Below are 25813 nucleotides of genomic sequence, written 5' to 3' on the forward strand. Positions count from 1 at the left end.
CCAGGGCCTTGAGCCCGGCTCGAAACCGGCCCTGCGCCCGCGTGCCGCCGGGCGGGCGGGGGCGGGCCTTGAGCAGGTCTCAAGTGGAGGTCAAGTCGGCTCTGTCACTGTGGAATTCGGGAGCCGCCCCAGGGCGCGTGCGCGTCCGCGGCCCTGTCCCAGGCAGAGTTGTTGAAGCGATCAAGGAGTACGCGTGAGTGACCTGACCGAACTGGCCGACCGGTACATCAGCATCTGGAACGAGCCGGACGAGGCCAAGCGAGCCGCGGCGATCGCCGACCTGTACGCCGCCGACGCCACCTACACCGACCCGCTGGCCGACGTCTCCGGCCACGACGGCATCGCCACCGTCATCACCGGCGCCCGCCAGCAGTTCACCGGGTTCGAGTTCAAGATCCTCGGTGCTGTCGACGCCAACCACCACATCGCCCGCTTCCAGTGGGAGCTCGTGCCCGCCGCCGGCGGCGAGAACATCGTCATCGGCTTCGACGTCATCGCCACCGACGGCGCCGGAAAGATCAAGACCGTCTCCGGCTTCCTGGACAAGGTGCCCGCCGGCGCCTGAGTCCTTTGCACGTCTTTTTCGGACTGTGTGCCGGGCGGCACCTCCGCATCCACCTGCGGGGCTGCCGCCCGCTCGCGTCCCCGCAGCGCATTAGCTGACCTCAAGGAGCACCACGATGAGTACGGACACAGGGGCGCCCGCCGCCGGGACCCAAGAGGCGGTGACGTTACCGGCTGCCGCGCCCGCCAAAGGTGCGGCCGCGCCGGGCTGGGGTGCCCTGGCCATCGTGATGGTGGGCACCTTCATCACCGTCCTGGACTATTTCATCATCAATGTCGCCGTGCCCGCGATCCAGTTGGACCTGACCGCGTCCTCGGCCCAGTCCCAGTTGGTCATCATCGGCTACGGTGTCGCCTTCACCGCCGGCATGATCACCGGCGGGCGGCTCGGCGATCTCTACGGCCGGCGGCGCATGTTCAGCCTGGGCATGCTCGGTTTCACCATCGCCTCGGCGCTGTGCGCCCTGGCGCAGAGCCCGGACGCGCTGGTGGCCTTCCGGGTGCTGCAGGGGGCCGCGGCCGCGCTCATGGTGCCGCAGGTCCTTGGCATCCTCGGGGTCGTCTACACCGGGGCCGCCCGCGCGCGGGCCTTTGTCGTCTACGGCCTGGTGATCGGCCTGGCCGGGGTGTTCGGGCAGGTCATCGGCGGGGCGCTGATCTCCGCGGACGTGGCCGGGCTGACCTGGCGGGCGATCTTCCTGATCAACCTGCCCGTCGGCGTCATCGCCCTGGTGCTCACCCCCCGGCTGATCCCGGAGTCCCGTGCCGCCAAGGGCGGGCGCCTGGACCTGGTCGGGGCGGTGCTCTCGGCGGCCGCGCTGGCGGCGATCGTGCTGTCCCTGGTCGAGGGCCAGGAGCGGGACTGGCCGCTGTGGACGTGGCTGCTGCTTGTGGCCGCGGTGCCGCTCAGTGCCGCCTTCGTCCTTCACCAGCGCGCCCGCCAGCACAACAGCCCGCTGGTCGACTTCGCCCTGTTCAAGGGCCGCACCTTCCCCGTCGGGCTCATCGCCATGCTGCTGTACTTCCTGGCCATGGGCTCCTTCTTCTTCCTGCTCGCGCTGTATCTGCAGCAGGGCCGGGGGCTCTCGCCCGCCGAGTCGGGCCTGGTCTTCCTCACCCTGGGCGCGGGCTATCTGGGCTCCTCGATGCTCTCCACGAAGCTGGCCGCACGCCTGGGCGACACCCTGATCACCGCCGGTCCGCTCACCCTGGCCGTGGGCTATGTGCTGACCGGTCTCACCGCCTCGTGGATCGGCACCGACAAGTCCATCGCCTGGATCATCGCGCCGCTGATCCTGTCGGGCATCGGCATGGGAATGACCACCGGGCCGCTGACCGGGGCACTGCTTGCGGGCACCGACCCCGAGCACGCCGCGGCCGCCTCGGGCACCGCCAACACCGTGCAGGAGGGCGGGGTCGCCGTCGGCGTGGCCGTCGTCGGCGCGGTCTTCTTCCCCGCCCTGGGCGACGCCCCGGTACCCGGCGACTATCCGCACGCCTTCGACGTCGGCCTGATCCCGCTGGTGGCGTTCTGCCTGGCCTCCTCGGTGATGGTGCGGTTCATGCGGCCGCGCGCCGAACCCCGGCCCCGCGCCAAGAAACCCGCCCCGCACTGAACACCGGGCGCCGGGCGACCCCGGCACCCCCGGGGCGATCCCGCGCCCGAGCCAGGCCGAGCCGACGCACCCCGCGGCTCGGCCTTTCGCCTGCCCGCACCCCGCCAGACGACACCGCCAGGCAGCGCCGGTACGCGGCAGTGCCGGTACGGGGCAGTGCCGCGGGGGGCGAACACCCGCCCTCCCGGGGGGTGTTGCGGGGCGGGCCGGCGGGCGGATACGGCGCCATTGCCGGGCGAGCGCCCGGTCAGTGGCGTGTCAGTCGCCGGTGGTTGGCTTGGCGCTCAATTCACCGGCGCGGCCCGTGCGCGCCCGGACCTTCACGGATCGGTCACCGCCATGTCTGACACACCCATACCCCTGCAGCAACTGCGCGAGCTGCCCGCCCACGAACTGAAGGAAGAGATCGAGATCCTCGTGGTGGAGCTGTTCAAGGACGCTCTGCTGATGGAGGACGACGAGGACCTCCCGCTGGCCGTCAGCTACTTCGACCTCGGCCTGACCTCGCTGCGCCTGACCGCGCTCAAGCAGAGCCTGGAGGAGCTCCTTGAGCTGACCATCAACACCAACGTGCTGTTCAACGAGCCCACCGTCGAGCAGCTCGTGTACTACCTCACCGACCTGATGGCCGGCGCCACCGCCACTTTCCAGCCCGCACCGTAGCCGCCACCGGTTAGAAGGAGCCCCCGCGGACATGTCTTTCGACCACCGCCCCGCCACCGCCGAACCCGTGCCCGCGCCTGCTGGTGAGCCCATCGCGATCATCGGTGTGGGCCTGCGCTTCCCCGGCGGCAGCACCAGCCTCGATGAGTTCGACACGTTCTTGCGCGCCGGTGCCTCCGGCATCGGGCCGCTGCCCGGCGACCGCTTCGACGTGGCCGCCTTCACCCCCCAGGGCCCCGACGACAAGGGCAAGATCAAGGCCTCCGGCGGCGGCTACCTGGACCGCATCGACCTGTTCGACGCCGGCTTCTTCAACATCTCGCCCAAAGAGGCGCAGTACATCGACCCCCAGCAGCGCATGATCCTGGAGACGGCCTGGCAGGCCCTGGAACACGCCAACATCGACCCCACCCCGCTGCGCCGCTCCAGCGGCGCGGTCTATGTGGGTGCCAGCTCCGTGGACTACGCCCTGGAACTGGACCAGTTGCCCTATGAGGACCTCGACGGGCATCTGGCCGCCGGTATCACCCTGTTCCCGCTGGCGGGACGCCTGTCCTACTTCCTTGGCTGGCGCGGCCCCTCCCTCAGCGTCGACACCGCCTGCTCGTCCTCCCTGGCCGCCCTGCACCTGGCGGTGACCGCGCTGCGCCGCGGCGAAACCGACATCGCCCTTGGCGGCGGCGTCAACGCCCTGCACCACCCGCGCATCCCGGTGATGTTCTCCAACGCCCAGATGCTCGCCCCCGACGGGCAGTGCAAGACCTTCGACGAGGCGGCCGACGGCTACGCGCGCGCCGAGGGCTGCAGCGTCGTCGTCCTCAAACGGCTCTGCGATGCCACCCGCGACGGCGACCGGGTCCTGGCGCTCATCCGCGGCACCGCGGTCGGCCAGGACGGCGACAGCGCAGGGCTGACCGTGCCCAACGGGCCTGCCCAGGAACGCGTCCTGCGCCTGGCCCTGGCCGACGCGGGGCTTCAGCCCGGCGACATCAGCTACGTGGAGGCCCACGGCACCGGCACCCCGCTGGGCGACCCCATCGAACTGGGCGCCATCAGCAATGTGTTCACCGAAGGCCACAGCCACGACGACCCGCTCCTGGTCGGCTCGGTCAAGACCAACCTGGGCCACATGGAACCCGCCTCCGGCCTGGCCGGGGTCATCAAGGTCCTGGCCCAGTTGCGCTCGGCGACGATCTACCCGCACCTGAACTTCACCACCCCCTCGGGACGCATCCCCTGGGAGGTGTATCCGGTACGGGTGCCCACCGCCGCGGAACCCTGGCGGGCCCCCGTGCGCCGGGCCGCGGTCAACAGCTTCGGCTTCGCCGGCACCATCGGCGCGATCGTCCTGGAACAAGCCCCCGACCCCGCCCCCACCGGCACGGATACCGGCACCGGTACGGATACCCGTACGGATACGGCCGCGGATAGCCGTACGGGTACGGGGACGGGTGCGGGTACGCAGGAGAGGGCACCGGCGCGGACGGGGGCGGCGGCGATGTTCACGCTGTCCGCCAAGAGCAGCGCCGCTCTGCGCGAACAGGCCGCCCGCTACCGCCAGTTCCTCACCGAGCGGCCCGATACCGACATCGCGCGGCTGTGCTACACGGCCAATGTGGGCCGCGCCCACTTCACCCACCGCGTCGCCGCCCCCGCCGAGAGCCGGGAAGGGCTGCTGAAGGTCCTGGAGCGGGTGAGTCACCCCGACCACGCGGTGGAGCCCTCCGGCATCCGCAAGATCGCGTTCATGTTCACCGGGCAGGGCTCGCAGTACCCGGGCATGGGCGCGGCCGCCTACCGCCAGTTCCCGCTGTTCCGGCAGGTGGTGGACGAGTGCGACGAGTTGTTCGCACCCCACCTTCAGCGCTCGGTACGCGATCTGCTCCTTGGAACGGGCGAGGACCTGCACGACATCGAGCAGACCCGCTACACCCAGCCCGCCCTGTTCACCCTGGAGTACGCGCTGGCCCGACTGTGGCTGTCCTGGGGTGTGAAGCCCACCGTGCTGATCGGCCACAGCATCGGCGAGGTCGTGGCCGCCACCGTGGCCGGCCTGTTCACGCTGCCCGACGCGGTGACGCTGGTGGCCGCCCGCGCCCGCCTGATGCAGTCGGTGCGCGCCTGCGGCGGCATGGCCGCCGTCAGCGCCCCCGCCGAGCAGGTCCAGCCCCTGCTCCAGGGGCGGCCGCTGCTGGCCCTGGCCGCCGTCAACGGCCCCGAGCAGTGCGTGATCTCCGGCGCCGACGCCGAACTGACCGAGGTCGGCGCCCTGCTGCGTGAGCAGGGTGTGCGGGTGAACGACCTCACCGTCAGCCACGCCTTCCACTCCCCGCTGATGGCCGAGGTCTTCGAGGAGTTCCGCACCGCGCTTGGGTCCATCACCTTCGGCGAGCCGACGATCTCCCTGATCTCCAACGTGACGGGCAAGGTGGCCCGCTCCCGCGAGCTGCGCTCGGCCGAGTACTGGGTACGCCACATCGGCGAACCGGTCGCCTTCATGGCCGGCATGCGCGCCCTGGCCCGGCGCGGAAAGCACGCCCTCATCGAGATCGGCCCCTCGGCGATGCTGACCGCCCTGGCCAAGCCCTGCGTCAAGGCCGAGGACCACCTGTGGCTGGCCAGCCTGCGCCGCCGCGACACCGGCGAAGGCACCAGCACCACCCTGCGCGCCCTGGCCGATCTGTACGCGGCCGGGCTGAGCGTGGACTGGCACGGCTACCACGCCGGGCGCACCCTGCCCGCCCAGGACCTGCCCACCTACGCCTTCCAGCGCAAGCGGTACTGGCTGCCCACCCCCACCACCCGCGCCGCCCGCACCGGCGGCGGCCCGCTCACCCATCCCCTGCTCGGCGAACGCGTCACCCCCGCCGCGAGCCGGGAGCCGGACGGGCCGCTGCGGCCGGAGGTCACCGAGTTCACGGCCGAGTTCGTCCCCGCCGAGCTGGGTGAACTCGCCGCGGGGCTACAGCGCGGCGAGCCGGTGCTGCCCGCGGCCGCCCTGGTGGACCTGCTCTTCGCCGCCCAGGACGCGCTCAGCGGACACACCCGCGGCGCCCTCACCGGCCTGGAGCTGCCCCAGGTCCTCACGCTGGGCAAGGACAGCGTGGTGCGGATGACCACCCGCCTGCACCGCACCACCCCCACCCCCACCCCCAGCACCGGCACCGGCACCGGCACCGGCACCGGCTGCATCCAGGCCGAGGTGCGGGCCACGGTCGAGGGCCAGGACTATGTGGTGGCCCGCGCCCGTATCGAGCCCGCCTCCAGCGACCCCGCCCCCGCCGCCCCCGCTGTCCGCGGCGACAGCGGCGTGGGCGGCGTGGGCGGCGGCGGGAGTGTCGTGGAGCGGGTGCGGGGCGAGGACCTGGCCACCGACCTGCGGGCGGTGGGCCGCGCCGGCGAGGGGGCCACCCCCCGCGTGCTGCACGCCGCCCGCCACGAGGGCGGTGTCCTGAGCGGCGAGGTGCGCGGGCGCAGCGCCAGTGCGGTGGAACATCTGCCCGGCGAGCTGCTGGAGAGCGCCCTGACCGCGCTGGTCGCCTTCCAGGACGCGGGCCCGCTGGCGGTGCTGCAATCAGCGCACAGCATCCGGCTGTTCAAGAAGCCCCGCGGCCACCCCCTGCGCTTCACCGCCACCCTCCAGCCCGCCCAGGAGGGGCTGCGGGCGGACGTGAGGCTGTTCGAGGACGGTGAGCCGGTCGCCGAACTGCGCGGCGTCCAGCTCGCCCCGCCCCCCGCCGGGCAGGAGGGGCCGCACTTCACCCACCGCGTGGAGTGGCTGCGCCACAGCCTGCCGCCCGCCCCGGCCACCGCTGTCTCGCGGCATGTGCTGGTGTGCGGCACCACCGCCACCGCCCGGGACACCCTGGCCGCGCATCTGGCCACCGCCCAGGAGGACAACGGCTTGCGGCTCTCTCCCGCCGCCGCTCCGGCCGATGTGCGTGCGGCCCTGGAACGGGCGGACGCCGGGGCGGCCGTCACTGATGTGGCGTGGTTCTGGCAGCCGCGGCAGGAGGCGATGTCGCTGGAGCAACTGCGCGCCGAATGCGCCCACAACCTCAGCGAGCTCCTCGATGTGGTGGCCGCGGTCAGCGCGGCGGGCGGGCAGCAGCCGCCCCGACTGTGGCTGGTCACCGAGCGCGCCCAGTGGCTGCCCGCGGACAGCGCCGACGGCCGCGAACAGCTCGCCGCGGCCACCGTGTGGGGCTTTGGCAGCGTGCTCCTTGGCGAGTACCCGCAGCTCAAAACCACCCTGATCGACCTGCCCGGCGGCGGGGACGCCGGAGCGCTGCTCGATGAGTGGCGCAGCCCGCAGCCCGGCGAGCACCAGGTCGCCTACCGCGGGGGGCAGCGCTATGTGCGCCGGGTCCTGCCCGGCGACACCACCCCCGCCGGGACCGGCGGGGTGTCGGTGCTGGCGTCCGCCTCCGGCGATCTGGAGCACACCGCCCTGGCACCGGCCGCCCACGAGCATGGCGCCCCCGGTGGCGGCGAGGTGCGGATCCAGGTGGCCGCGGCCGCCCTGACCGCCCGGGACGTGCCCGTGGCGGCCGCCGTGCCCGCACCCTTTGGCGACGGGCCCGCCGGGCAGGAGCCAGCGCTCACGGCGACCGCGTACGCGGGCACCGTCACCGCCGCCGCAGCAGGCGCCGGGTGGGCCCCGGGCACTGCGGTGACGGTCCATCATCCCGGGCCGCTGGCCTCCACGGTGACTGTGCCCCACACCGCCCTGGCCCTCATCCCGGAAGGCCTCAGCCCGGCGCGGGCAGCAGCCCTGGCCGCCCGCACCCCGGACACACCCCACACCCCCAACACCCCCAACACCCCCGGCACACCCGAGGCGCCCGAGACGCCGCAAGGGGCGCCGCATGGGGCGCCGCATGGGGCGCCGCATGGGGCGCCGGAGGTGGCGGTGGTGTACGGCCTTGACGAGGTCGACGAGGCACTGCGGGTGCTGTCGGGCTGCGCCACGCCCGCCCCGCACGCCGGGCCGGTGATCGTGGCCTTCCCCCCGCCGCGGCCGCCCCAGGACCCCCGTACACCCGCGCAGGGCGAGTTCACCGTACGCGGGGACCGCACGTATGTGGTCACCGGCGGTCTTGGCGGGTTGGGGCTTGCCACCGCGTGCAAGCTGGCCGACCTGGGCGCCCGGCACCTGGTCCTGGTCAGCCGCAGCGGGCGGCCCGCGCAGGAGGCCGCAGGTCTGCTCGCCGAGCTGTCCGCCAAGGCGGAGGTGGAGCTGGTGCGCGCCGACATGGGCCGGCCCAAGGACGTGGCCGCCCTGGTGGCGCGGTTGCACCGGCGGGCACAGCCGGTGGCCGGGATCGTGCACGCGGCCGGCGCCATGGGCAACTGCCTGATCTCCGGCCTCGACTGGGCGGCGATCGAGGAGCAGTTGGCGCCCAAGGTGTACGGCGGCTGGCTGCTGCACGAGGCCGCCGCCTCCTTTGCCGAGCTGGACTTCTTCACCCTGTACTCCTCGGTGGCCTCGGTCACCGGGGTGCGCGGCGGTGCGGGGCAGGCGCACTACGCGGCCGCCTTCGCCTTCCTGGACGCCCTCGCGCACTGGCGGGCGCGGCAGGCGCTGCCCGCGGTGTCGGTGAACTGGGGGTCGTGGGGGCGCGTGGGGATGTCGGCGCGGATGGAGGCCGCCCACATCGCCGAGATCGAACGCAGCGGTGTGCGGCTGTTCTCGCCCGCCTGGGGTCTGCGGGCCCTGCACCAACTGTGGCGGCAGGGCGCGGCGCAGCGGATCGTGAATGTGTATGACTGGCCGCAGTTCGCCAGCCGGCTGCCGGCCGCCAACGCCCTGTACGCGCGGGTGCTGCCGTCCGCCCTTGAGGACAGCGGCGGCGGTGACCTGGCCGATCTTTTGGCCCGGCCCGCCCCCGAGCAACTGAAGCTGATCAGCCGGGTGGTGGCCGAGAAGGTCGCCGCCGTGCTGCACTTCGAGTCCGCCGACGAGGTGGAGCCGGGCGCGGACTTCGTGGGCCTGGGTCTGGACTCGGTGATGGGCATGGAGGTCAAGGGCAGCCTGCAGCGCCACTTCGGTGTGGGCCTGCCGGCCGCGCTGACCTTCGACTACCCCTCCGTGGCCAAGATCGCCGAGTTCCTCCGGGCCCAGCTTTCAGGAGGCACCGGATGACCTCGTCCACGGTGCCCGTTCATCTCACCAGCAGGGGGCAGACATGAACCACCCCGCGCACTGGACGCTGTCCCATGTGCTGGCGCGGCACGCTGATGCCCGGCCCGCTCATCCGGCGGTGATCTGCGAGGAGCGGCGCACCAGCTACGCGGAGCTGCACCGCGCCAGCAACCGGGTGGCGCACGCGCTGCGGGCGGCCGGGATCGGGGCCGGCAGCCGGGTGGCCTATCTGGGCCGCGAGTGTGAGCACTACTATTTGGCGATCCTGGCCTGCGCCAAGGCGGGCGCGGTGATCGTGCCGGTCAACTGGCGGCTCACCCCGGCCGAGGTGGATCACATCCTGGGTGATGCGGGTGCCGAACTGCTCTTCGTGGACGAGGAGTTCCGTGCCACCGCCGATGCGGCCCTTGCCGGCGATCTGGGGAGTCTGCGGGCGGTGGTGCGGGTGGACGGCACCGGCGCCGACGGGCGCCCGGACCGGGGTGCGGGGCTGCGCGCCTGGTGTGCGCAGGCGCCCGACACCGATCTGGCGCAGTGCGGCGGCCCCGATGACGCGGTGCTGCAGATCTACACCAGCGGTACCACCGGGCTGCCCAAGGGGGTGGTGCTGGCCCACCGCACGTTCTTCACCCTGCCCCAGGCCACCAAGGACAGCGGCGCGGACCCCGATGAGGGCATCGACTGGCGGGCTTCGGATGTCAGCCTCATCTCGCTGCCGGGTTTCGGGATCGCGGGCATCGGCTGGTTCCTGCACGGCTTGTGCGCGGGCGCCACCAATGTGGTGATGCCGATGTACTCGGCGCAGGAAGCGGTCCGTCTGATCGAGCGGGAGAAGGTGACCATCACCTTCGTGGCCCCGGCCATGCTGCAGATGATGCTCGACGAACGCGGGGTGTCCACGGACACGTTCGCCTCCATGCGCAAGATCGCTTATGGGGCGGCGCCGATCTCCGAGGGGCTGCTGCACCGCTGTCTGCAGGTGTTCGGCTGCCAGTTGGCGCAGATCTATGCCTCCACCGAGGCGGGCAGTGTCGCGGTGTGTCTGCCTCCTTCCGCGCACCGGGCGGGCAGCGTCCTGCTGCGGGCGGCGGGCCGGGCCTGCCCCGGCAACGAGATCAAGGTGATCGACCGCAAGGGGCAGGTGCTGGGGCCCGGTGAGATCGGGCAGGTGTGCATCCGCACCCCTGCGCACATGCTCGGCTACCACAACCGGCCCGAGGCCACCGCGGCGACGCTGGTTAAGGGCTGGCTGCACATGGGCGATGCCGGCTACCTGGACGAGGACGGCTATCTGTTTTTGTGCGACCGCATCAACGACACCATCATCGTGGCGGGTCAGAACATTTATCCCGCCGAGGTGGAAAAGCAGCTCAGCGAACACCCCGCGGTGGCCGATGCCGCCGTGGTCGGGGTGCCCGACGCACGCTGGGGCGAGGCGGTGCACGCCGCCGTCGTCCTGCGCCCGGGCGCCCGGGCCAGCCCCCGCCAACTGCTGCTGTTCCTGCGCGGCCGCATCGCCGACTACAAGATCCCCGTCGCCTACCACCTGCTTCAGGCGCTGCCCCGCAACCCCTCGGGGAAGATCCTGCGCCGGGCGGTGCGCGAGCAGCTCCGCAACCCCCAACCCGCCCCGAACCCCCCGGCCGGGGCGACGGCGGCCGGGGCGACGGCGGCGGCTTCCGCCCCGGCCTGACCTGCTTGTTTCCTTCCTCCGTGTTTTTTTCGCTTTCGATCGGAGTCCGACATGGGCACCTCCGCCGGCCCGCTGCGCATCGGCGTCCTGCTGCCGACCCGGGAACAGGCCATCAACGGCGCTTTCGCCGCCGCGCCACTGCTCGACTTCGCCCGGCAGGCCGAGGACCTCGGCTTCGACTCGCTGTGGGCGGGCGACTCGCTGACCGCCCGGCCGCGCCTTGACCCGCTGGTCGTGCTGTCGGCCGCGGGCGCGGTCACCAGCCGGGTCACCCTGGGCACCGCGGCGTTGACCCCGGCGCTGCGCCATCCCCTGATCGGCGCGAACATGATCTCCAGCCTGGACCATGTGTGTGCCTCCCGGCTCACCCTGGGCCTGGGCTCGGGTTTCCCGATGCCGGAGACCGAGGAGGAATTCGCCGCCGTCGGCGCCGCCTTCGCCGGCCGCGCCGGACGCCTGGACGACATCGTCGCACTGTGGCGGCGCGCCTGGAGCGCCAGTGGGCCAGGCGCCGAAACCGGCTACGAGGGACGCTACTGGCAGGCACAGGGCCTTGACCGGCTGCCGCGCCCGCACCGCCGGGGCGGGCCGCCGCTGTGGCTTGCGGGCAGCGACACCCCGCGTGTCCTTGAGCGGGTGGCCCGCCACTACGACGGCTGGCTGCCGTTCCTGCCCGACGCCGATGCCTACGGGCGGGCCTGGCAGCGCATCAGCGAACTGGCCGCCGCCGCCGGCCGCCCGCCCCAAGCCCTCACCCCGGCCCTGTACGCCACGATCACCGTCGACGACGACGCGGACAGCGCCCGGGCGGAGCTGGAGCACTACATCAGCCACTACTACGGGGCCCCGCTGGAGCAGATGGCCCGCTTCCAGGCCTACGCCTGGGGCAGCGCCGGGCAATGCGCCCAGGCGCTGGCGGCCTATGTGCGCTCCGGCGCCCGCCATCTGGTGATCCGCATCGGGTCGCTGGAGCCCCAGGCGCAGCTCAAGCAGATCGCCGATGTGCTGCTGCCCCGACTCAAGGAGAGCGTTCTGTGAGCGACTTCACCGGCATGTCCACCGCCGGGCACTGGTTCAACCCGGTGGAAAGCGACCCCGACGCCCGCATCCGGCTGTTTTTGCTGCCGCACGCGGGCAGCGGCGCCATCATCTACCGCGACTGGGGCCAGTTGCTGCCCTCGGACGTGTCCGCGCAGGCGGTGACCCTGCCCGGCCGGCACAACCGGCACGAGGAGGAGACCTACGAGGACTTCGAGCCGCTCCTGGAGGGCCTGTACGAGGCGGTCCTAGATGAGATCGACGACCGGCCCTTCGCGTTCTTCGGGCACTGCCTGGGCGCCCAGCTCGCCTACCGGCTGACCGTGCGCCTGGAGCGCGAGGGCGAGCGCCGCCCGCTGGTCCTTGGCACCTCGGGCTGGTCACCGATCGGCTTCTACCAGCCCACCGAGGAGGAGAGCCGCCTCCCGGACGCCGAGATGCTGCAGTGGATCAAACGCCTTGGCTCCTTCCCGGCCGAGGTCTATGACAACCCCGAGATGCTGGCCCTGGTCATTCCCGCGCTGCGCGCCGACCTTCGGGTCTCGGCCCAGTACGTCGACGACGGGGCCACGGTGTCCTGCCCGCTGGCCTCCTACGGCGGCAGCACCGACCCGCTGCAGCAGGCCCCGGACGCGATGTCGCACTGGGCGCGGCGCAGCCCGCAGTATCTGGGCCACAGTGAGTTCCCCGGCGGCCACTTCTACATCGACAACCATGCGCTGGCGGTGACCACGGACTTCGCCCGCCATCTGCACCGCTTCCAGGAACTGCTGGTGCACTGACACCGCACCCACCGCACATCCCCGCCCCCCGGGGGGAAGGTATCCGGGGGCGGGCCGCAGCAGGAGCAGACGAAGAGGAAAAAGAAGGGGGGAGGGCTGATGGAGGCGCACCCGCAACAGGCTGCTTCACCGGGTGAGTTGCTGGCGCTGATGCCGTTCGCGGCACTGGTGGGCATCCGGGCGGAACTCGCCCGGGCACAGGAGGTCACCCTCCGGCTGGCGTGGGCGGCCGAGCGGTGCACGGCCGCGGGGGTGCTGCACGGCGGCGCCCTGGTCACGCTCGCCGACTGCGCGGCGGGCATCTGCGCCTACCTCAATCTGCCCGCCGGTGCCGCGACCTCGACCATCGAGCTGAAGACGCACTTCTTCGCCGCGGTGCGCGGCGGGGACGTGGTTGCCACAGCCCGCCCGCTGCACCTGGGCCACTCCTTCGCCGTGATCCAGACCGACCTGTTCAACGAGAGGGCAGTTGGGCCGCGCCGGCACGTGGGGCACAGCACCCAGACCCAGGCCGTCCTGCACGGCCGCTGACCCGCCCCGCCCCCTCTCGTGCCGGGGGGGTGTGGGAAGGGCCGGCCCGCGGTGGTTCGCGGGCCGGCCCTTCCCACCTCTGACGCCCGCCCCCCGGGGGGGCGGGCGGCGGGGTGTCATGGTGTGGTGCGGCGGTGGCTCTCGGCCCGGCGGGCCTCGCGCAGCAGGGCATCGACCATGCCCTCGTCGAGCATCGTCTGCGCGGCGATGTCGGCGGTGTCACCGAAGCCGAAGTCGAACAGGGCCACGCTGACGGTGTAGTCACCGGCCACCGTCCAGGTGCGAAAGCTCCATTCGTCGCCGGCGCCGGGAGTGCCGTCGGGCCGCAGCACCTGCATGCGCTGCGCGCCCGGGGCGAACCCGAACTCGGTGAAGCGAAAGCGCAGCCCCTGTCCGATCGCCTTGCTGTAGGCCTCTTTGAGGGTCCACAGCCGAACCAGGGTGGAGTTGCGGCGCCGGGGGTCGATGCGGGAGATCAGCTCGGTCTCGTGCGGGGTGCAGATCTGCCGCTCCACCGCCGAGCCCTGAAGGCGGCGGCTGTCCAGTTCGGCGTCCACACCGATCCAGCCGCGCCGGGTGACCCCGACGACCAGAAGGTCGGCGGTGTGGCTGAGGCTGATGTCGACCTGGTCGCAGCCGCGCAGGTAGGGGCGCCCGCCGGGCTTGTAGGCCAGGTCGATGTCGGCCGGGCGGGCCTCAAGGACCGCGCCCGCGGCGTACTTCAGCAGCAGCCGCGAGGCCAGGAACCGGGCGCGTACGTCCTGGTTGGTCATGCCGCGGTAGCGTTCGAAGTCCCGGCCAAGCAGCGGGGCCAGCGCGGAGTCGGCCTCGGCCTGCGCGCTCTCGCCCTCGTCCTGCTGGCTCTCGGGCAGCCAGTCCCCCAGTTGCGCGTACAGCACCACGCTGGCGTGCTCGGCCAGCTCCCGCCGTACGGTGTCCCAGGGCCCCGCCGGGGTGACCAGGACCGGCTCGGACAGCACGGCCAGCGCGGCGGGGGCGGGCAGTACCGATGAGGCGGCCACGGCTGTGCTCACGCCGCGCGCTCCTGGCCGGTGCCGTCCCCGGTACCCCAGGACTGCGCCGCTTGGGGGCCGGTGTCCTGGGTGGCGGCGCGCAGCAGGTCGGTCAGGGTGCCGATGTCGGCCATGTGGCTGACGATGTCGGGCAGCAGCAGGTCACCCAGGGCGGGGCGGCGCTCGCTCAGCAGGTGCATGAACTCCATCAGCATCAGCGAGTCCATGCCCAGGTCCTCATACAGGCGGCTGTGCTCGTTGGCCGGGGGGAGGCCGCTCTCCAGGGCCGCGACGATGTCGTCGGCGACCCGGTCCAGCAGTAGTTCACTCACGGTGTCCTCCAAGGTCACACACATGCAGGCAGGTTCGGGCAGGCGCGGGCGGATCCGGGCGGGGCGGGGGTCAGCTTGTGGCCAGCGGGCTGTCGTACAGGTCGAAGCTGGCGGGCTTGTGGTGGCGGCGCAGGAGTTCGGCGAAGACCTGGGCCTCGGCGGCGGGGGCGCCCGCGGGCAGCGGGCCGATGCCCAGGCGGGTGCAGATCCGCAGCAGTGCGCTGACCAGCCAGCCCGAGCGGGCCAGGAAGATGTCGGGGCCCTGCTGCTGGTGGCGCCAGACGCCCAGGCAGGCGGCGGCGGCAAGGAGCAGGGTGTAGCGGTCGGCCAGGGCGTAGGTCTGGGGGTTGGCCAGGCAGTGCCGGCTCAAGGGGGCAAGGGTGGTGCAGGCGGCGCGCAGGCGGCGCAGTTCGCCGCACAAAAGCCGCACCAGGGGCTGCAGGACAGCGGCGAACTCCAGGCCGGGGTCCTGCTCCAGGAAGGCGGCGGCGGACAGCAGTTCGGCGCACAGCACATCGCCGTCGGCGAAGGTCTCGGCGCGCTTGAAGGTCAGGGCGGGCTGGTCCTGGCGCAGGGCGAACAGGGCGCTGTCACCGGTGCCGGCCGCCGACCAGGAGCGGCGGGCCAGAGCGGGCAACTGGGGGCTGATGGTGGACAGCGCGGCGGCCGCCCCGGCGTGGCCCAGGCTGGTGACGGGCAGGTCGCGGACGTGTTTTTGGAAGATGCCGAACTCGCCCTCGCGCACATAGATGCTGGAGCCAAGGAGCACCGACAGTTCGTGCACGGCGTCGTTGAGGAGGATGGGCAGCAGATATTTGGTGGCGGCCGCGTACACGCCGGTGATGCCCAGGTGGTGGCCGGTGGCGCGCATGGCGGCCAGGCTGAGGCTGTCGCAGATCAGCAGGTCGGTGAAGGCGCCGGCCAGGGTGCGCCGGGCCTGGGGGTTGCGCGGCAGGGGCCGGCCGCCCACGCCGTGCTGTTCGGCGTAGCGCAGTGCGGTGCGCAGCGCGGTGTCGCCGCCGGCCAGGACCATGGCCGGCAGGATGGAGCGGGTGAAGGCGAAGGTCTGCAGGGCCAGCTCCACGCCGCCGCCCACCTGACCCAGCAGGCTGGTCTCGGGCACGGGGCAGTCATCGAAGGCCAGGCCGGTCATGCGGCAGCCGCGCATGCCCACCATCGGGTAGGGGTCCAGGTCCTTGACCCGGCCCTTGGGCAGTTGGGCGCGGTCCAGGAGCAGGGTGGAGTGGGCCTGGCTGCCGGGCTCGTTGGAGCTGCGGCAGACCACGACCAGGCCCTGGGCCCGGTCGGCGTTGATGATCACACGTTTGGTGCCGTCCAGGACCAGGCGGCCGCCGGTGGCGGTGAGGCGGAACTCATCGCGCAAGAAGGCGTTGCCGTGGGCCAGTTCGCGGTAGGAGACGGCCAGGCGGCCGCCGCCAAGGAGCAGGTCGGCCGCCCAGCGCTGCTGCTCGGGGCTGCCGGCGGCCCACACCGAGGCGCCGGCCAGGAGGGAGAAGACGCCATAGCCCACGCCCAGGGACTGATCGCGGCGGAAGACCGGCCGCAGGATGCGGGCCAGGGCGTCGGCGCGCACCAGACGCCCGCCCAGAGCTGCGGGCACGAACTCCGCGTTCAGCGCGAAGTCCTCCAGGAGGGCCTCGCCCTCGGCCTGCACCCGCCCGCGGGCGTCGGCGGCCAGGACGGGGCCGTGGCCCAGCGGGTTGCCCGTGTCCCAGGGATCACCGAAGCGGGCCTCCAGATCGGCGGTACGTTTCTGCACCGCGGCTTCCGAGGCCAGCAGCGCCGCCTGGGCTGCGGACGCGGGCGTGCCCGGTGTGTGTGCTGGTACGGCTTGCAGGGCGAACGTCGTCCCCGATGCCATCGCTGCGCCACCTTCCGCCGGGCCGCCCCGGCTGGAGCGGCCCCCTTTTGCTCCGAGCCTCGCCAAGGGGTCTTGAGAACCGCTCGACCCTGGCCGGGGCCCGGCCACAGCGCCCAGCTCCCCGCCCCGCCCGCACCGCCCCGCCCACCGCGCCCACACCCTCCCCACCCCACCCTGTTTGCGTTTGCAGCAGCGACGAAGGGGTGGAGTGGTGCCGGAGGGGCGCGGCGGGGGCCGGACGGAACGGTGCCTTTCGCGCGGGCGGGGCGGCGTCTTTTGCGGGGGCGGGCAGCCTTTTACGCGCGGGCGGGGCGATGCCCTTTTTCCGCGAGCGGGCGGGGGCGGGCGCCGGAAAGGGGCTCGAGGACGGCCATACGGCAGGCGGATTACCGCAGGGCGGCGGCTTTGCGGTGCCGGTATTTCGTCTATCGTCTCAAATTCGGAAGTGTGTGTGCAGCAAGGGTTGTCGAGCAGCCGGGCGCCGCCGCCCCCGCACACCGCCGGCACCCCTTAGCCCCGCCCCCGGGCCACACCCCGGGGGGGGCTGGTGCGGGGGTTGCCGGGGGCGGGGCGGGGCCGGCCGGGCCAAGGGAGAGCGATGCCCACGGACATGAGCCCCACCCCCGTCCCGGTGCGCCTGTTCGTCCTGCACCATGCGGGCGGCTCGCACCTGACCTTCAGGCACTGGCCGCGGCTGCTGCCCCGGCACTGGCAGGTGCGCCTGCTGGACGCCCCCGGCCACGGGCGGCTGCTGGACATGGCGCCGATGGACGACGCCGGCCGGCTCGCCGGTTTCCTGCTGGAGCGCACCGAGCCCGAACGGCAGGGCCCCTTCGCGTTCTTCGGCCACAGCATGGGCGCCGTCCTCGCCTATGAGATGACCCGCAGGCTGACCGCCCGGGGCGGTGCGCTGCCGCTGTGGCTGGGGCTGTCCGCGCGCGGCGCGCCCGCCCGGGCGGCCGGCACCCCCCTCAAGCGCAGCCCGGTGGGCGACGCCGAACTGCGGGCCCACCTCAAAGCCCTGGGCGGCACCCCCGCGGAGGTCTTCGACTCCCCCCAGATGTGGGCCCGTCTCGCCCCGCTGGTCCGCACCGACCTGCACCTGGTCGACTCCTACACCACCGGGCCCGCCGCCTCGCGGCTGCCGGTGGCGGTGTCCGCCTACGGCGGCCGCGCCGATGCCACCGTAGCGCCCGCCCGGCTGGCCGCCTGGCAGGACCTCACCCACCGCTTCATGGGCGTGCGCCTGTTCGAGGGCGGCCACTTCTACTTCCAGAACGACCCCGCCGCGCTGCTCACGCGCGTGGTGCAGGACGTGAGCGCGGCGCTCGCCGCAGAGCGCACGGCGGCGGCACCCAACTGACCGGCCCGCGGCCGGTGTGAGGGGGACGAACCCATGCAGTTCCGCATTCTTGGCCCCGTGGAGATCCACGACGAGCGCACCGGCCGGCGGATCCTTCCCGCCGGCGCCAAACAGCGGGCCCTGCTCGGCGCCCTGGTGGCCATGGCCGGCCACCACGTGTCGGTGGCCCGCCTCATCGACGAACTGTGGGGCGAACACCCCCCGGCAGGCGCCGCCAACGCCCTGCAGGCCCACGTCGCCCGCCTGCGCCGCCTCCTGCCCGCCCCCGCACCCGCCCCGGTACCGGTGCCGGGGCTGGTGCCGGTGCCGGGGCCGGTGCCGGCGCCGGTGCCGGTGCCGGTGCCGGTGCGGGTTCCGGTGCGGGGGCGGGCCGGTGCCGCCGCCCGCACCAACACCCCCGCCAACAGAACCACCAGGCCCGCCAGAACCACCAGGACCACCGGGGCCGCCGGGGGCGCCGGGGCTGCCGGGGGCGCCGGGGCTGCCGGGGGCGCCGGGGCACAGGCGGGGGCGGGGATCTGGACCTGCCCGCCCGGCTACGTCCTGCGCCTGGGCACGGCCGGCACCGACGCCGGCCGCTTCCACCAACTGACCGCCCAGGGCCGCCGGCTCGCCGCACACGAACCCGCCCGGGCCGCCGAACTCCTGCGCGCCGCCCTGACCCTGTGGCGCGGCCCCGCCCTGGAAGGCAGCATCGGCGGCGACATCTGCGCCGCCGAGGCCACCCGCCTGGAAGAACACCGCCTGGCCGCCCTGGAACTGCTGCACGAGAGCTGTCTGCGCGCCGGACGCCACGGCGAGATCATCGGCGAACTCGAAGAACTCACCGGCGACCACCCCATGCGGGAACGCTTCTACGACCAGCTCATGCTCGCGCTGTACCGGTGCGGACGCCAGGCGGAGGCCCTGCGCGTCTACGACCGGGCCCGCAAACGCCTGGTCAACGAACTGGGCGTGGAACCAGGCCCGGCCCTGCGCGCACGCATGGAAGCCATCCTGCGCCACGACACCACCCTGACCGCCCCCACCCCCGCCACCGCCGCCGCCCTGCAGGCGTGCACCCCCACCGCGGCCGCCCCGGCGGGCCAGGGCCTGACCCTGAACACCGGCACAAGCACAAGCACAAGCACGGGTACGGGTACGGGTACGGGTGTGTCCGGGGGTACGGGGGCTGCGGCGGGGGCGGGTGAGACGGTGCTGAGCCTGGGCAGTGAGATCGCCCGCCTGCACCACCGCATCGAGAGCCTGCGCATCCAGCAGCGCCAACTGCTGCGGCGTTTCGAGGCCCTGACAGCCGCCACCGGCCAGCCCGCCCCCGCCCCGGTGCCGGTCCCCGCGCCGGTGCCATAGCGGGCGAGGCGGGACGGGGCGGGGCGGGGCGGGAGGCGTACGCGCGGCGTGTGGGTGTGCGGCGGTCTTGCCGGGGACGGGATAGGACCCGGCAAGACCGCCGCCGTCCGGGACCGGCGGACAAGGGGTGTCCGGCGGTGGGCAGGCACGGGGGAGGCCTGCTGTGCCCCGACCGCTCCTACCCTGGCGCCTGCCGCCGGAGCGGCGCTGGAGGATCACCAGGACCGCCCCCTGCCCGGGGGGTGTTCAGGGGGTGTGGCGGGCGGCGGCCGCGGCGGCGATGGCGTGGGCCAGGCCGCGTACAGCGCTCTCGCAGCCACTGTCCGCGTCCTGGCCGCCCCTCTGGCCGTCACCGTCCCCGGCGGCGGCGCCGAGGACGACCAGGGGGGCGCGGCCGCAGTGGGTGGCCAGGTGGCGGGCCAGTTCGTAGGCCAGGGCGCCGGCGCCGGAGAAGGCGCCAAGGACCAGGGGGGCGTGCGCGTGCAGGTGGGGAGCGAGCAGGGGCAGGCAGTGGGGGACGCGGGCCGCGTCGGGGTGCAGGGCCATCAGGGCCTGCGGGCCGGGGTAGTGGCGGGCCAGGGCCTGATGGCAGGTGTGGGGGGTGCCGGGTGAGGCGATCAGGCAGACGGTGCCGGCGCCGTCCTGCCGGGGCGGGCGCAGGTGCACCAGGCCGGGGGCCGCGGCGGCGGGCGGGTCGTACAGCAGGGGCGCCGGGACGGGCGCGGTGGCGCCCAGGCCGGCCAGGGCCTGGGTGACGGTGGTGTTCTCTGTGGCGATCAGGGGCAGTTGGCGCAGCAGCCGGGCGCTGCGGGCCAGCAGGGCGGCGGCGGTGTCGTCGGGCAGGCGGGCGCGGTCGTGGACGGCCGTCAGCACCAGGCAGCCCATGCTGTCGCGGTGGGCGAGCACGCCGATGGGGTGGGCGCTGTGCTCACCGGCCGGTTCGGGCTCTTCGACGTGGATGTGGCGGGCGGCCAGGGCCAGGGTGAGGTCTTCGGCGGGGTGTTGGGTGTGGGCGAAGGACAGCAGCGTCTGGGGGGCCGGGGAGTTGGTCCACTCCCGGATGCGGCCCGCGGTGAGCCATTCGTAGGCGCTCAGGTCCAGGATCTGGTCGCGGGCCTGTTGCAGCAGGGCGGCGACGGGGGCGCCGGGGTCGACGTGCAGGGTGATCGGCAGCGGGCTCTCCAGCGGGCCCGGCAGGCGGGTGATGCCCTCCATGGGGATGCCGCGCCCGGAGACGGTGACATGGAAACTGACCGTCTGCGCGCCGCTGTGCCGGCCGGCCAGGTGCAGCAGCATCGCCCATACCGCCTGCAGCGCGTTGCTCTCCGAGGCGCCGTGGCGGGCCGCCCAGGTGGTCAGGCGGGCGGCCTCGGCGCGGGTGAGGCGGGCCCGGGTGCGGCCGGTCCCGCTGTGTCCGGTCACCGCGCCCGGGCGCGCCCTGGGCAGTTCGCAGGCGGGAGGGGCCTGGCGGGTCAGCAGGTCACGGGCGGCGCGGGAGTCCTGCTCGTTCAGCCAGCGCCGGTAGTCACGCAGGTCCGGGCGGCGCTCGGCGCCCGGCAGCGGGCCGCCGGCCAGGTAGGCGCGGTAGAACTCCTGCACCAGGATCCGTACGCTCCATCCGTCCAGCAGGCCGCGGTGGTAGGTCAGCAGCACAAAGGTCGGTGCCGCCTCCGCCTGTTCCCGGCCCGGCACCGGCATGCCGGCGGGGTCGGGCGGGGCGCCCTCCAGCAGGGCCGCGCGCAGCATCCCGGGGCGGGCCGGGTCGAACCCGCGCCGGCGTTCTTGTTCCATCAGAGCCTGGCGGGTCAGCCGGCCGTGGGCGTACCGGGTCACGGTGGCGCGGGCGTGGGCGTGCAGGGCCACCCGGGGCGCGGGGTCGAAGACGAACGCCGCCCGCAGTACCGCCTCGCGGTCGAAGACCGACTGCCAGGCGGCCTGGAAGCGGCCGGTGTCCAGCGGCCCGTGCCAGCGCCAGCACAACTGCGCCACCTGGTGTTCGGGGTGGGCGGCGATGTCGGCGAGCAGTTCCTGCTGCAGCGCGGTGGCCTCCAGCACCTGCGGCAGCCGCGGCCACCCCCCACCGCTGCCGCCGCCGTCGTTGCCGCGGTCGCGGCCGTCTGCGCCGGTGCCCTCACCACCGCTGCCGGTGCCACCACGGTCGCCGTCACGGTCACGGTCACGGTCGCGGTTGTTGTCGCCGTCGCGGTCGCGGTTGTTGTTGTGGTGGTGGTTGGTGTCGTTGTGGTGGGGGGTGGCGGTCAGCAGGTCGGCGAGGGTCCCCAGCGGGTAGAGGCCGGTCAGATGCAGGGTGTGGTGGGCCGGGCCGTGGCGCAGGATGTGCGGCCGCTCCTCACGCAACGCCGGTTTCTCCGCGGCGACATGGGCCAGCGCCGCTTCCAGCAGCGCGGGGTCCAAAGGGCCGCGCAGCTCCAGCGTGGAGGGAGCATCGAGCGCAAGTGCGCCCGCGTCGAGCACGGCGGTCAGCGGCCCGTGCGCCTGGTTGCGTCCGTCGGTCATCGGCTCTGCGGGGCCGGCGTGTCACCGCGGGTGCCGCGGCTGCGCGACGGCGGCCGGCCCCGTCCTCCTCTCCTGCGAGCGCAGAGATCGAGCATGGCCCCCCGGCCCCACATCACCCTGACGTGCCGCTGACACGAACGTCAGCGGCACAAGCGGACCACATCCCCCGTAGGGGGCAGCCCCGGAGGCGGGCAGCATCCAGGAGGGTGCCGGGGGGTGGTCCGGGCGGGCGCGCCCGAGCACCCCCCAAAGGACCGGGAGGTGCCGGGGGGTGCCGGGGGGTGCCGGGGGGTGCCGGGGGGTGTGGGTGTGCGGGGCGGGTGGGGTCAGCGGGGGGTGGTGAGGTGGCGGACGGCGGTCTCGGCGTGTTCGCGGGCCAGTTCCATCACGGTGCGGCTGTCGCGGCTGAGGCGGGCGCGTACCTGGCGGCGGGCCCGGCTCAGCCCTGAGGGCCCGCCCGCGCCAAGGGGTGCGCGCTCAAGGGTGTCCTGGCACAGGACGACGTGGTGGCGGGCCACCACGGTGACCCCGCTCTCGTCGGGGTTGACCAGCCACTCGCCGCAGTGCGCGGCCAGCGGGCCCTGTGGGTCGGGCTCCTTGAACACGATGCGGCCGGCGTGGGGGAAGCACACCCGCACCGAGGTGACCTCCTGTTCGCTGCCGTCCTGGCCGCGCACCCCCATGGTGATCTTCTGGATGCCGGCCTGGGTCTCGTCCAGGTCCACGCGCGTGATGTGCGGGACCTGCACGCTCCAGTCGGCCGCCTCGTACAGGAAGCTGTAGACCAGTTCGGCGGGTCCCTTGACGCGCAGGGTCTCCTCGAAGGAGAGCACCAGTTCCTCAAGGTGGGTGAAGCGGCGGGCGAGGTCCTGCAGGCGGTGCAGGTCGGCGCGGGCGTTGGCGCGGGTGGCCTGTTCCAGCCAGGCCAGATGCTCGGGCCGGTCGTCCACGGCGCTGAAGGCGTGGTCGATGGCCAGTCGGCAGCGCCGGGGGCCCAGTTCGGTGACCGTCCAGGTGCCGCCCATGGAGGCGGCCGGTTCCATGAGCTGCTCCTGCTGGTAGGTCACGGTGCGCCGGGCGGGGTCCTGCACCCGGCTGGAGGTCCAGGACTTGACCTGGCCGTCGGCGACCACCCACATCCGCAGGCGTTCTCGTACTCCGTCGTAGTCCAGGCGTTCCACATGGACGTTCGCGGGAAAGTACAGCGGCCACTGCACCGCATCGGCGATCAGCCCGTAGACGACTCCCGCGGGAGCCTCCACCTCGACCGCGTGCGAGACCCGGTGAACACGCTCGCCCGACACCGGCACCACCTTCTCTCGGAAAAAAGGGCGCCGCCCCCGCTGCGGTGGTGCGGGCTCACGGCCGGCAGGCAGGCCGCCGGGGGCGGCAGCGGTCATTGGCAGCCCTGGGTCATGGGCTCAGCAGTGGGCCCACCCTCGCTGACAGGGCTCAAGCGGTGCCGGAGTCCGCCTTGAGCCCGGCCCGCACACGGCCCCGCCCGCGCCCCGGCGCTCGCGGGGGTGCGGGGGGTGTTTCAGGCGGCGTAGAGGTCGAAGGTGGAGCCGCGGCGGGGGCCTGCGGCGATGTCGAGCTGCGGGTCGACGGTCAGCATGGCCTGGTGCAGGCGCTGCATCTGGGGTGAGGGCTCCACGCCCAGCTCGTCGATGAGGCGGGCGCGCAGCCTGCGGTAGATGTCCAGGGCCGAGGCCTGCCGGCCCGAGCGGTACAGCGCCACCATGGCCTGGGAGTGCAGGCCTTCGTGCTGGGGGTAGCGGGCGGTCAGCTCGGTGAGCTCGGCGATGAGTTCGGAGTGCCGGCCAAGGCGCAGGTCGGCGTCGATGCGCCGCTCCAGGGTGCCAAGGCGGCTCTCCTCCAGGCGCATCACCTCGATCTCCAGGATGGGGCCGGTGCGCACGTCCACCAGGGTGGGCCCGCGCCACAGGGCCAGTGCGCGGCGGAAGTGCTCGGCCGAGGCGCCGTCGTCTCCGGCTTCGAAGGCGCCGCGTCCCTGGATGACCAGGTGTTCGTAACTGTGGACGTCCACGCTGTCGGGTGCGATCTGCATCAGATAGCCGCCGTGCCGGGTGGCCAGAACGTCCTTGGCGCTGCCGGGGGCGTCGGGGCCCATCGCGGTGCCAAGGCGGCGGCGTAACTGCAGGATGTAGGTCTGCAGTGTGGTCAGCGCGCTCTGGGGCGGCTCCATGCCCCAGATCTCCTCCATCAGGATCGGGACGGGCACCAGCCGTCCCGGGGAGAGCGCGAGCAGGGACAGGATCTGCCGCGGTTTCGCCGCCGTCGGGACGATCGACCCCCCGTTGACACTGGCACTCAGCGGCCCCAGGACCTGAATCTCCACGGGAATTGTCCTTTCGTACTTCGTCGATTTCCTCTCAGTGGCTGATGCCATCACCGCGAGCACATTAGCCAAAGCCGCCAGGGCCCTTGACGCTTCTCGAGCCGTCCTTGAGACAAGGTGAAAGCAACATATTCCCCAGCCCTCTCCCCCTTTCCCCGCCCCGCGGGACCGTCCGGTCCGCCAGGGCGGGGCGGGGCCGGGCCCGCACTCTTTCCGCAATGGTTTTTCTCAGCAAAGAAGTTGAGGGGGCGGCAGGTGACGGGCGATCACCGGCCGCCCCAGCCGGCGCCCGTCCCGGTCAGTGGCAACCCGGCGACGGGCGGGCCTGCACGGACAACTGCCCGCCCGGCAGCGGGCGTCGCCCACCCCCCGGCTGAATGGCCAAAGGAGCGCCCGCAGAGCGTCTGCCCCCCCGGGGGTGTGCGGGCCGGCCGGCTGCGGGGCGCCGGTGCGGCACGGCCGTGCGGCACGGCGGCCCGTCAGAGGCGGCCCAGGACAGTGGTCCGGGAGGGCGGTCCGGGAGGGGGGTGTGCCTCGGGGCGGGGCACGCGGGCGGGGGGTCAGCTCACGGGGGTGAGGCGGGGCCGGGCGGGGTCGGGCGCGGCCGCGGTCTCGGGGCCGGCCAGCAGGATCGAGCGCTGCATCCGGCGCAGGCCCGCCGAGGGCTCCAGGCCGAGCTCGCGCACCAGGGTGGCGCGCAGCCGCTGGTAGACGTCCAGGGCCTCGCCCCGGCGCCCCGAGCGGTGCAGCGCCAGCATGAACTGGGCGTGCAGGTTCTCGTGCGTACGGTGGCGGTTGACCAGGACGGTGAGCTCGGCGAGCAGCTCGCGGTGGCGCCCCAGCCGCAGATCGGCCTCGATCCGCTGGTCCAGGGCGCACAGGCGGCTCTCGTGCAGACGCCGGATCTCCACCTTGAGCTGGGACCCGGCCGGCACATCGGCCAGCGCGTCCCCGCTCCACAGGCCCAGCGCCTGGCGCAGTTGCCGGGCGGCTCCCGCGTAGTCCGAGCCGTCCATCGCCCGGTAGCCCATCCCCGCCAGACGCTCGAACTCCCGGGCGTCATTGTCCCCCTGCCCCCCGGCCAGCAGATAGCCGCCCGGCGTGGTCACCAGCACATCCTTCGCCGACCGCCGCCCCTGCCCGCCGCCGCGGCCCTGACCCGACCCGGCACCGGAACCGAAGCCGTCACCGGAGCCGGTGTCACGGCCGGGGCCGGTGTCACGGCCGGGGCCGGTGTCACGGCCGGGGCCGGTGCCGGTGCCGGTGCCGGTGCGCAGGGCGGTGGCGATGAGCTCGCGCAGTTGCAGCACATAGGTCTGCAGGGTGGTCCGGGCGCTGCGCGGCGGGGTGGTGCCCCACAGCTCCTCCATCAGCGCGGAGACGGGAACCACGCGGTCGGCGTGCAGCGCCAGCAGCGCCAGCACCTGACGGGGCTTGGGGGCGCTGGGCGTGACGGAGACTCCGCGCTCCTGTATCGCCAGTGCGCCCAGTACGTTGATGTCCACAGCGTTTCCCCTGTCCCGTGGATGCTGCCGCGCGGGGGCCGTCCCCCTGCCCGGGGGCGGTCCCCCTACCCAACGATTCAAAAACAGTCCAGGCGGTTTGTCAATATGAAACCGCATGGATGGTTTCTATTTTTTGGCCGGAACGGGCCCGCACCCGCCCCGCTCCCGTCCCGGACACCTGTGCCGCTCCCCCAGCCGTACGGGACCGCTGCGCAGGCCAGGGGCGTGCGCAGCGGGCCCCGGGGGCGGGGGTGGCGGCAGTCCGGGCGGCGGCGGGGCGGGCCGGGCGCGGCCGCGGGGGTGCACCCGGGTGCGGGTGCCGGGGTGCGGCGCCCGCCCGGGGCGGATAACAGTCCGTTCAGTCGGTTTCGTGGGGGTGGGGGCGGACGGAGACGGCACCGGCCGGGCCCGGCACAGCGCCAGGGCCGGGTCCGGGGGCGGGGCAGGGGCAGGATCCGGG

Annotated in this window: 17 protein-coding genes; 10 read left to right on the forward strand and 7 right to left on the reverse strand. The window is 73.5% G+C overall.

The features are described 5' to 3' along the window. Positions 1 to 193: 193 nt before the first annotated feature. The 8 genes from IG78_RS0121855 (at position 194) to IG78_RS0121890 (ending at position 13032) form a co-directional block, all read left to right on the forward strand. A complete protein-coding gene (locus IG78_RS0121855) occupies positions 194 to 565 on the forward strand; it encodes a nuclear transport factor 2 family protein (protein WP_030565795.1) in 372 nt (123 codons plus the stop codon). A gap of 115 nt (positions 566 to 680) precedes the next feature. Continuing rightward, entirely contained in the window at positions 681 to 2180 is a 1500-nt protein-coding gene (locus tag IG78_RS0121860; RefSeq protein ID WP_051852828.1) for an MFS transporter, read from the forward strand. 339 nt (positions 2181 to 2519) lie between these two features. Further along, positions 2520 to 2843, forward strand: coding sequence for an acyl carrier protein (locus tag IG78_RS0121865; protein WP_030565799.1), 324 nt, complete (start codon positions 2520 to 2522; stop codon positions 2841 to 2843). 31 nt (positions 2844 to 2874) lie between these two features. Next, positions 2875 to 8988, forward strand: coding sequence for a type I polyketide synthase (locus IG78_RS52190; RefSeq protein ID WP_030565807.1), 6114 nt, complete (start codon positions 2875 to 2877; stop codon positions 8986 to 8988). A 43-nt stretch (positions 8989 to 9031) separates the two neighbouring features. Beyond that, positions 9032 to 10681 carry a long-chain-fatty-acid--CoA ligase gene (locus IG78_RS0121875; RefSeq protein WP_030565809.1) on the forward strand — a complete coding sequence of 550 codons (1650 nt, stop codon included), beginning with the start codon at positions 9032 to 9034 and terminating at the stop codon, positions 10679 to 10681. A gap of 51 nt (positions 10682 to 10732) precedes the next feature. Next, a complete protein-coding gene (locus IG78_RS0121880; RefSeq protein WP_030565811.1) occupies positions 10733 to 11719 on the forward strand; it encodes an LLM class flavin-dependent oxidoreductase in 987 nt (328 codons plus the stop codon). Positions 11720 to 11733: 14 nt separating this feature from the next. Then, positions 11734 to 12501 carry a thioesterase II family protein gene (locus tag IG78_RS0121885; RefSeq protein WP_037685846.1) on the forward strand — a complete coding sequence of 256 codons (768 nt, stop codon included), beginning with the start codon at positions 11734 to 11736 and terminating at the stop codon, positions 12499 to 12501. Between the two features lie 99 nt (positions 12502 to 12600). After that, positions 12601 to 13032 carry a PaaI family thioesterase gene (locus tag IG78_RS0121890; protein ID WP_030565815.1) on the forward strand — a complete coding sequence of 144 codons (432 nt, stop codon included), beginning with the start codon at positions 12601 to 12603 and terminating at the stop codon, positions 13030 to 13032. Between the two features lie 116 nt (positions 13033 to 13148). Here IG78_RS0121890 and IG78_RS0121895 read toward each other — a convergent pair whose 3' ends face one another. The 3 genes from IG78_RS0121895 to IG78_RS0121905 all read right to left on the reverse strand — a co-directional run bounded on the left by IG78_RS0121895 (position 13149) and on the right by IG78_RS0121905 (position 16259). Beyond that, on the reverse strand, positions 13149 to 14066 hold the full coding sequence (locus IG78_RS0121895; RefSeq protein ID WP_225882151.1) for a 4'-phosphopantetheinyl transferase family protein: 918 nt from the start codon (positions 14064 to 14066) through the stop codon (positions 13149 to 13151). After that, positions 14063 to 14377, reverse strand: coding sequence for a phosphopantetheine-binding protein (locus IG78_RS0121900; protein ID WP_199813286.1), 315 nt, complete (start codon positions 14375 to 14377; stop codon positions 14063 to 14065). Before IG78_RS0121900 ends, IG78_RS0121895 begins: the two co-directional genes overlap by 4 nt. Positions 14378 to 14447: 70 nt before the next feature. Beyond that, entirely contained in the window at positions 14448 to 16259 is a 1812-nt protein-coding gene (locus IG78_RS0121905; RefSeq protein ID WP_078965332.1) for an acyl-CoA dehydrogenase family protein, read from the reverse strand. Between the two features lie 598 nt (positions 16260 to 16857). Between IG78_RS0121905 and IG78_RS0121910 the strand changes: the two genes are divergently transcribed. Next, on the forward strand, positions 16858 to 17622 hold the full coding sequence (locus IG78_RS0121910) for a thioesterase II family protein (protein ID WP_225882152.1): 765 nt from the start codon (positions 16858 to 16860) through the stop codon (positions 17620 to 17622). A gap of 33 nt (positions 17623 to 17655) precedes the next feature. After that, positions 17656 to 18972 carry an AfsR/SARP family transcriptional regulator gene (locus IG78_RS52195; RefSeq protein WP_051852829.1) on the forward strand — a complete coding sequence of 439 codons (1317 nt, stop codon included), beginning with the start codon at positions 17656 to 17658 and terminating at the stop codon, positions 18970 to 18972. Between the two features lie 246 nt (positions 18973 to 19218). Here the strand turns inward: IG78_RS52195 and IG78_RS42480 are convergent, their stop codons facing one another. From IG78_RS42480 to IG78_RS42485, 4 genes are all read right to left on the reverse strand, one after another. Beyond that, positions 19219 to 21489, reverse strand: coding sequence for a condensation domain-containing protein (locus tag IG78_RS42480; RefSeq protein ID WP_063760779.1), 2271 nt, complete (start codon positions 21487 to 21489; stop codon positions 19219 to 19221). Positions 21490 to 21815: 326 nt separating this feature from the next. After that, positions 21816 to 22793, reverse strand: a complete 978-nt coding sequence (locus tag IG78_RS0121925) for an aromatase/cyclase (protein ID WP_030565828.1) — start codon at positions 22791 to 22793, stop codon at positions 21816 to 21818. 233 nt (positions 22794 to 23026) lie between these two features. Then, complete coding sequence (locus IG78_RS0121930) at positions 23027 to 23848, reverse strand: AfsR/SARP family transcriptional regulator (RefSeq protein ID WP_030565830.1); 822 nt, start codon at positions 23846 to 23848, stop codon at positions 23027 to 23029. A 560-nt stretch (positions 23849 to 24408) separates the two neighbouring features. Continuing rightward, entirely contained in the window at positions 24409 to 25353 is a 945-nt protein-coding gene (locus tag IG78_RS42485) for an AfsR/SARP family transcriptional regulator (RefSeq protein ID WP_037685808.1), read from the reverse strand. Positions 25354 to 25813 lie beyond the last annotated feature (460 nt).

It is taken from the genome of Streptomyces aureocirculatus, assembly GCF_000720475.1.
Classification (GTDB): Bacteria; Actinomycetota; Actinomycetes; order Streptomycetales; family Streptomycetaceae; genus Streptomyces; species Streptomyces aureocirculatus.

Excerpts from the sequence above, each read along its gene's own strand:
- IG78_RS42480 (WP_063760779.1), bottom strand. The coding sequence starts at position 21,489 with ATGACCGACGGACGCAACCAGGCGCACGGGCCGCTGACCGCCGTGCTC.
- IG78_RS52190 (WP_030565807.1), top strand. The coding sequence starts at position 2,875 with ATGTCTTTCGACCACCGCCCCGCCACCGCCGAACCCGTGCCCGCGCCT.
- IG78_RS52195 (WP_051852829.1), top strand. The coding sequence starts at position 17,656 with ATGCAGTTCCGCATTCTTGGCCCCGTGGAGATCCACGACGAGCGCACC.
- IG78_RS0121865 (WP_030565799.1), top strand. The coding sequence starts at position 2,520 with ATGTCTGACACACCCATACCCCTGCAGCAACTGCGCGAGCTGCCCGCC.
- IG78_RS0121905 (WP_078965332.1), bottom strand. The coding sequence starts at position 16,259 with ATGGCATCGGGGACGACGTTCGCCCTGCAAGCCGTACCAGCACACACA.
- IG78_RS0121875 (WP_030565809.1), top strand. The coding sequence starts at position 9,032 with ATGAACCACCCCGCGCACTGGACGCTGTCCCATGTGCTGGCGCGGCAC.
- IG78_RS0121885 (WP_037685846.1), top strand. The coding sequence starts at position 11,734 with ATGTCCACCGCCGGGCACTGGTTCAACCCGGTGGAAAGCGACCCCGAC.
- IG78_RS0121890 (WP_030565815.1), top strand. The coding sequence starts at position 12,601 with ATGGAGGCGCACCCGCAACAGGCTGCTTCACCGGGTGAGTTGCTGGCG.
- IG78_RS0121880 (WP_030565811.1), top strand. The coding sequence starts at position 10,733 with ATGGGCACCTCCGCCGGCCCGCTGCGCATCGGCGTCCTGCTGCCGACC.
- IG78_RS0121910 (WP_225882152.1), top strand. The coding sequence starts at position 16,858 with ATGCCCACGGACATGAGCCCCACCCCCGTCCCGGTGCGCCTGTTCGTC.
- IG78_RS0121860 (WP_051852828.1), top strand. The coding sequence starts at position 681 with ATGAGTACGGACACAGGGGCGCCCGCCGCCGGGACCCAAGAGGCGGTG.